The sequence below is a fragment of the Mesorhizobium sp. M5C.F.Ca.IN.020.32.2.1 genome, from assembly GCF_004023105.1.
GTDB lineage: Bacteria > Pseudomonadota > Alphaproteobacteria > Rhizobiales > Rhizobiaceae > Mesorhizobium > Mesorhizobium wenxiniae.
On sequence record NZ_RZSX01000313.1, the window covers coordinates 1 to 6,588 of the forward strand.

General features: G+C 58.2%; 7 protein-coding genes. 1 reads left to right on the top strand and 6 read right to left on the bottom strand.

The window, feature by feature from the left end; all coding sequences use genetic code 11:
* From EOA86_RS17050 to EOA86_RS17075, 6 genes are all read right to left on the bottom strand, one after another.
* Nucleotides 1–425 (bottom strand): nuclear transport factor 2 family protein (locus tag EOA86_RS17050; protein ID WP_245497298.1); only part of this gene is annotated, 425 nt, incomplete at its 3' end.
* 239 nt (nt 426–664) lie between these two features.
* Nucleotides 665–1,132, bottom strand: coding sequence for a RidA family protein (locus EOA86_RS17055; protein ID WP_128342709.1), 468 nt, complete (start codon nt 1,130–1,132; stop codon nt 665–667).
* Nucleotides 1,133–1,161: 29 nt separating this feature from the next.
* On the bottom strand, nt 1,162–2,433 hold the full coding sequence (locus EOA86_RS17060; RefSeq protein ID WP_128342710.1) for a Zn-dependent hydrolase: 1,272 nt from the start codon (nt 2,431–2,433) through the stop codon (nt 1,162–1,164).
* A gap of 72 nt (nt 2,434–2,505) precedes the next feature.
* Nucleotides 2,506–3,708, bottom strand: coding sequence for a Xaa-Pro peptidase family protein (locus EOA86_RS17065; protein ID WP_128342712.1), 1,203 nt, complete (start codon nt 3,706–3,708; stop codon nt 2,506–2,508).
* Complete coding sequence (locus tag EOA86_RS17070; protein WP_164891786.1) at nt 3,705–4,748, bottom strand: pyridoxal-phosphate dependent enzyme; 1,044 nt, start codon at nt 4,746–4,748, stop codon at nt 3,705–3,707. Before EOA86_RS17070 ends, EOA86_RS17065 begins: the two co-directional genes overlap by 4 nt.
* Before the next feature lie 318 nt (nt 4,749–5,066).
* Complete coding sequence (locus EOA86_RS17075; protein WP_128342715.1) at nt 5,067–5,903, bottom strand: FadR/GntR family transcriptional regulator; 837 nt, start codon at nt 5,901–5,903, stop codon at nt 5,067–5,069.
* A gap of 411 nt (nt 5,904–6,314) precedes the next feature.
* Here EOA86_RS17075 and EOA86_RS17080 point away from each other — a divergent pair.
* The coding region (locus EOA86_RS17080) for a twin-arginine translocation signal domain-containing protein (RefSeq protein WP_128342716.1) at nt 6,315–6,588 on the top strand (274 nt) is incomplete at its 3' end.

Genomic DNA, 6,588 nt, shown 5'->3' on the forward strand with positions numbered 1-6,588 from the left:
GAGTATCTGTCGATCACCCAGAGCCAGGATCCGTCAGGCTGGCGCCGGGCTACCTCTGATGTGATATCGCCATCGATGCTGCGGGTGGAAGTGAGCGCAAGATCGCCAGAAATCAGCGCCGGTCTCTGCTCTCCCATCCGGAAGCGCCGTCCTTCTGGACCGATCCCGGTCACCTGCAATTTCTCGAAGAACTCCCGGATGGCCGCGGTGCCTCTCAGGAGTTGTCCGTCGTTCATGCCATCGTTGAGTTCGATCACTGCATCTGACTCGAAGAGAGCGGTCATGCCATCGACGTCGCCGGCATTTTCTCTGGCAACGAGCTGCCGCTCTAGATCCTGCGGGTCGAAGAGGGGACCTTTTGCTACCGGTATATTCATATTGGCTCTCCCGCGATCATGAGAAAGTGCACCCATCTTCGTAGGCATCGATGATCTTTTGTAGGCTCGAGACCACAAGCGTTAGAGATAGATGGCAAACCTACTTTCCGAAATGGGCAACAATGCGAGAAGTGCGAGATGGTGAGGTGGCGTACCGACATCAACGCAATTGCTGCGTGATTGAGGCATATGCAATAAGCTTCATCCCGACAGCATCGGCTTCGTCCAGAAAGTTTCGCGAGAGCGGCGCGACAGTCGCGAACGCTCCGGCACTTTCGCCTGGACTTCTATTGCTTGAGCTCGATTGTAGCTTCAACTTCGACTGGAACGCCTTGAGGAAGGGCGGCGACGCCTACAGACGTGCGTGCGTGCTTCCCGGCCTCACCAAAAACCTCGACCATCAGGTCGGACGCGCCGTTCATGACCAGATGTTGCTCCTTGAAGGAAGGCGTCGACGCGAAATAGCCGACTAGGCGGATGACGGAAGACACCTCATCCAGGTCTCCAATCGCCGCCTTTATTTGCGACAGAATGTTCAAGCCGCAGATCCTCGCCGCTTTTTGAGCGTCTTCGAGACTGATGCCGTTACCGAGGGTTCCGACATAAGCGCTTTTTCCGTCTACACGCGGCACTTGGCCGGCCAGATAAAGGATATTTCCGCAAAGCCTGAACGGCACATAGTTTGCGGCCGGGATCGGGGCCGTCGGTATCTTCAAACCCAGCTCGATCAGTCGTGTCTGGCGCAAACCCGGCATAGTCTCTCCAGAGGTTGGATGAAAATCGCCTAAAGGTTGGCGAGTTGAACGAGCGTATTGGCGAGCACGTTGGCTCCTGCGACCATGTCGCGAAGCTCGGCGCTCTCCGATTCGTTGTGGCTTATGCCGCGCCAGCACGGGATGAAAATCATTCCGGCCGGCGCCAGTTCTGCAATGTAGCGCGCATCGTGACCTGCTCCCGACGGTAGGAACATGTGCGAATAGTCGAGGCTTTCCACGGCCTTCAGAATGGCGTCAGGCACGGCGCCCGTGAACGCCACCGGGCTCGTATGCCGCAGCTCGCTGACGGTCACCTCGCATCTGCCCGCCTTTTGTCGCGCTACGATCGCAATCTGATCCCCCAGCGACCGGAGAGCGTCCGGATCTGGGTGCCTGAAATCGATCGTGAACGTCACCGAGCCGGGCACAACCGCCATCGCACTCGGAACCACGTCCATCTCGCCCACAGTGAAGCGAACGATATCACGCGGATCGTGAAAAGCTTTCCGCAGTTCGCTGAAAATCTCCATGGCGGCGACCAGTGCGTCTTTCCGAAGTCGCTCCGGCGTGGCGCCGGCGTGTCCGGCTTCCCCAACGACGTGAACCTTGAAGCTTCGGTGACCTTGTATCGCGGTGACGATACCGATGGTCTTGCCTCGCGCCTCCAGCTCCGGACCTTGTTCGATGTGAGCTTCGACATAGTAGGCGATAGGCGATCGGAATCCCCGATGTCCGACGCGTGGATGGTCCTTCAGTAACCCCGCAAGCGATTGCCGGACCGTTATATTCTGATTGTTTCTGAGGTCCATCAGCTTCGGCAGCTTGTCGGGATTCGCGTAGACCTGGGATCCCAGGCACCCGACGCCGAACTGGGCGTCGGCCTCCTCCGCAGTCCAGATCACCGCTTCGATCGGACGCTTCGTCACGGTGCCTGCGTCGTCGATCGCCTCCAGTGCCTCGAATGCGGCGAGCACGCCATAGATGCCGTCGAACTGCCCGCCGTTTGGCTGCGTATCGCTATGGGAACCGCTGACGACAGGAGCGAGGTCGTTTTCCGTGCCCTCGCGTCGCAAGAAGATATTGCCGAAATCATCCATCGTCGAAATGAAGCCACGAGTATTGGCCCACGACAGAAACAACTCTCGTGATTCCAGATCTTCCTTGCTGAATGGCAGCCTGTGAACGCCGCCACGCGGCGTGGCGCCGATCCGCGCCATATCGAGGTGCCGCTGCCACAGACGATCCTGATCGACGTGGCCCGCCAATGTGTCAAACGAGTTGGAGTTTGCATTGCTCGGCATGCACAAGTCTACCTTATCGAACGTCTGGAACGCTACCACTGGAAGCGTTTGAAGTTCGCGCTCCAGCCGCGTTCAACGGATCACGGGCATCTCGCGAGGCGCCCGGCGGTTCAGCAGCCTGATCCCATCGGCGGTCACGGCGATGTTCTCTTCATGTACGCAGACGTGACTGCGCATCTCACCGTCGACGTCTATCTCGTAGGTCATGCTGGGTTCTATGGTCAGGACCATCCCAGGCTCGACGACGGTTTCGACTCCGGGCGCGATCGACGGGGTTTCACACATGCGTAGTCCAAGTCCATGTCCCATGCGCCCAAGCCCGAACGGCTCGAACGGCAAGCTGACCGCCTCCGAAGCCCGGTGCATCGCGCTCGACATGTCTTGCCATATTTCACCCGTGGTTCGACCGGGTTCGGCCGCTGCGATACCGACTTCCGTCGCCTCCCAGACAATCTCGTAAATCTTTCGAAGTTTGTCGTGCAGCGGCCCGAACGAGAACTCGCGGTTGAAGTCGCAGAAATAGCCGTGACGGGTGCTGCCGGTGTCGATAACCAGCACGTCGCCCTGGGATAGCTTTCTGTTCGATGGTTCGAGATTGAAACAAGGATAGCCCAAGCGTTCCGCCACCCCGATCAAGTAGGGAGAAGCCTCCGCGCCACGCTCCAGCAGTTCGTGACGGAATTCGTTGCAGGCCTCGCGGATGCTCATGCCGGCCCGCAATCGCCCTGGCAGCGCCTCGTAAGCGGAAGAGGCGATCTGGCCGATAGCGTGGATCTTCTCCACTTCGGCGGCAGACTTGCGCATCAGCAGTTCGCGAAGCAGCGGATATCCATCAACCAGTTCGGTCGGCGATAACTCACGACCAAGTCGCAGGAAGTCGCCGGCAGGCATGGTGAGACGGCTCTCGGCACCCAGTTCCGCGCCGATGCGGCCATGGCCGCTGGATACACTCCTGATCGCATCGCGAACCAATGAAATCCCATCATCTTCGGGCCGCGGCGAAACCCACATGCGGACATCACGAACCCAAGATGTCCGCCTTGTCATCTCCGCATTGCTGGTCGGCACAATCAGGATGATGTCGCCCCGAGACGGCAACACCGCGTATCGTGGTCTCGTCAGATTTACCCAGGTCGGACTGTGAAAGCCGGTGAAATATCTGAAATGGTCTTCGCTGGTGATGAGAATGGCATCGAGGCGCTCTCGATGCATAAGCTTCTGAGCAGACGCTAGGCGAGCCTCATACTCGCTGATCTCAAATTCAAACTCGCTCACGCTTGTCCTTCCCTGATGTTCAAGAGGTCACGTTCTTTCGTCTTGTCGAGCAGCCGCTCGAAGTCCGAGATCGTCGCCGTCTCGAATATACGTGGCGATGCATTTTTCCCCGGATCCATCCAGCGTGGTCCTCCCGCGGTAAGGACACAGACCACCGGACGCTCCCGGTCAAATCCGTCTGCTCTGACGAGCTTGGGCAAACATGCGACAGGCAAAGCCGAGCTTGTCTCGACATTCAGGCCTTCCTCGGCAAGTGAGGCGGCAGCTTCCTGGATTTCCTCCTCGCTTGCGGAAAGTCCGTATCCGCCTGATTCTCGGATGGCGTCGAGCGCATCATCGCTGCTCACCGCTTCAGACGTCGATTTTGCCACGCTTTCAAACGGGGGCAACTCAACCGCACTGTCAGACCCGCGAGCGAGAGAGACTTCGATGGAGTTAGCCTTCTCAGGCTGAGTAGCCACCAGCCGTGGAAGAGTGGCTATGAGACCAGCTTCCTGGCAATCCAGAAAACCCTTGAAGGCGCCATAGAGCCCGTTTCCGCGCGCGCAAGGGAACAGCATCGTACCGGGAGCCTCTCCGAGGTCTTCGATCACCTCATAAGCGAACGTCCGGTAACCCTCCACGCCAAACGCGTTTTGGACGGGCTTGGCCAGAAACAAACCGATCGGGAACCAGTCCGGCCGTCTTGCAGCGGTTTCGAGCGCCGAAAACCTGAGTTCACGGTCGGTGACTGCAATCTTGGCATTATAGAAACTGGCCTCCGCAAGAATTCCAGCCGGTGTCCCATGCGGCACGATTACCATGCTCTCCATTTCAAGCGCCGCGGCATAGGCGGCGACGGCAACAGCAAGATTTCCCGTCGATGAGACGACGATCTTGCGAAAGCCAAACGATCGCGCCGCATTAGCGGACATCGCCACGAATCGATCTTTGAACGACGCAGTTGGATTTTGTTGCTCGAGCTTGAAATAAAGATGGGGAATGCCAAGCCGTCTTCCGATGATCCGCGAGTGGATAAGGGCTGTTCCGCCTGCGCCCAACGATAGGAATGCATCTTTGTCCTGAACAGGCAGAACATCGAGCCAGCGATCCAGGCCCCGCCCGGTACATCCTGAGAAATCTCCCGACTTCAGCGAATAGGTCCGCGTGAGCTCAAGAAGCCCAATTCTCCCATGTGCTGCGCACGCCGGGCACCCATGCACCATCGGAGCGAAGTCATATCCCGTGCCGCACGCCTGGCACCTCAACCGCCAGCCTCTCTGGCTCATAGAGTTCATGTCACTTACTTCCTGCCTGAAAAAGCGCGAGCGAGATCGTTCGCCCGCGAGGGGCGCAACAATGCCAACCGCTTGTGATGTCTAGTTTCGGTCGGGGTCGCCGTGACTCTCGATTACGCGGGCGGAGCTGCGAATGTGGGAGGCCATCGCGTCACGCGCTGCGTCCGGGTCACGGCGTTCGATTGCTGACAGGATCGCGAGGTGCTCTTTGACGTCACGCTGTGGCATGAGCGGCGTCTCCCGCATGATCTTCTCTCGAAACTCACGCACCTGCACGACAACGAGATTTATCGATTCAGCCAAGACAGGATTGTGGGCCGCTGTCGCGATCGCCTTGTGAAACAAGGCGTTCTGCTGAAAGTAGACCCGGCCGGCCTTCACTTCGCGCTCCACGGCCTTATGCTGCTTCTGAAGCTCCGCCAGATCGTCGGCCGTCGCGCGGCGCGCGGCGAATTCCGCCGCTTTCGTTTCGAGCGCTTCTCGAACATCGAGAAGGTCTAAGAGAGCGCGCCGATTGAGTTGTTCGACGTCGACGTTGCGTCGGATGGAAGCGAACGGGCTGGAGACCTGTGCACTCACGACCGCGCCGACGCCTTGACGGTTGGTGACCAGCCCGAGGGTAACCAGTCCGCGAACCGCCTCCCTTACGGTCGACCGGCCAACGGAGAAAGCCTCCATCATCAGCCGCTCCGACGGCAGCCGTTCGCCTGGCTTGATCCGACCTTCCCTGATCTCCGACAGAATCTGATCGAGCACATTCTGGCTCATCGACATGCGAGATGGTGGCTTGAAGCGCGTCGGTTTGGGCGCAGCGCTGTCACCGCCTCCCGAATGGCGCCCGCCCTCCGACAAAGGCTTCGACTGACTTGATCGACCCAAGGACATCCTCCTTGCCAAACCCGCGCAGATCTCAAGCATCGCGGGCTTCGCCGATTGAATCTAGATCGGATGAAGCACCGCTGTCACGCTGTGTCGAGCCATGAACGTTTCGGCTCTTTGCGACTTATACATCTGCTTATCAGACATCTTATCATTCTGTAAAGCGGCAACATTCTACGGCGACGATTTTCGCGCCATTAACGCCCCAAAAGGACCCGCGCCGGATGTCTCTGCGCGCTATGCCAGCCATATGACATGCCAGCATAGCTCGGCCGTATCGGTATTTCTTTCAATATGTTACGCTAAAGGTTCAGAGCTGCGTGTCGGCTCAACGTCGAAGTAGACCTAAAAATTCAATGCAGCGCTAGCATCCAACGCTTTACAGATTGGCAACATGTCTGATAAGCAGATGCCTAAGAAGAAGCCACAGGCTAACCAGAGGAGTGAACGATGATTTCCAGACGCACTTTCCTTGCCGCCACTGCCGCCGCAGCCGCAGCTGGCGCTTTCAAGGCGCAAGCTGCGGATTTCGAAGGTCAATCATTGCGCGTCCAGTTCTGGGGTGGCAGTGATGGACTTGCGATTCAAAAATATATCGTCGATCCCCTCATGAAGGCGACCGGGGCCAAAGTGGTTGTCGAAGAAGGGGTCACATCAGCATCGATTGCAAAAATCGTGGCGCAGAAAAATGACCCGCAGATCGATGTGGCGTTGTTGGACGACG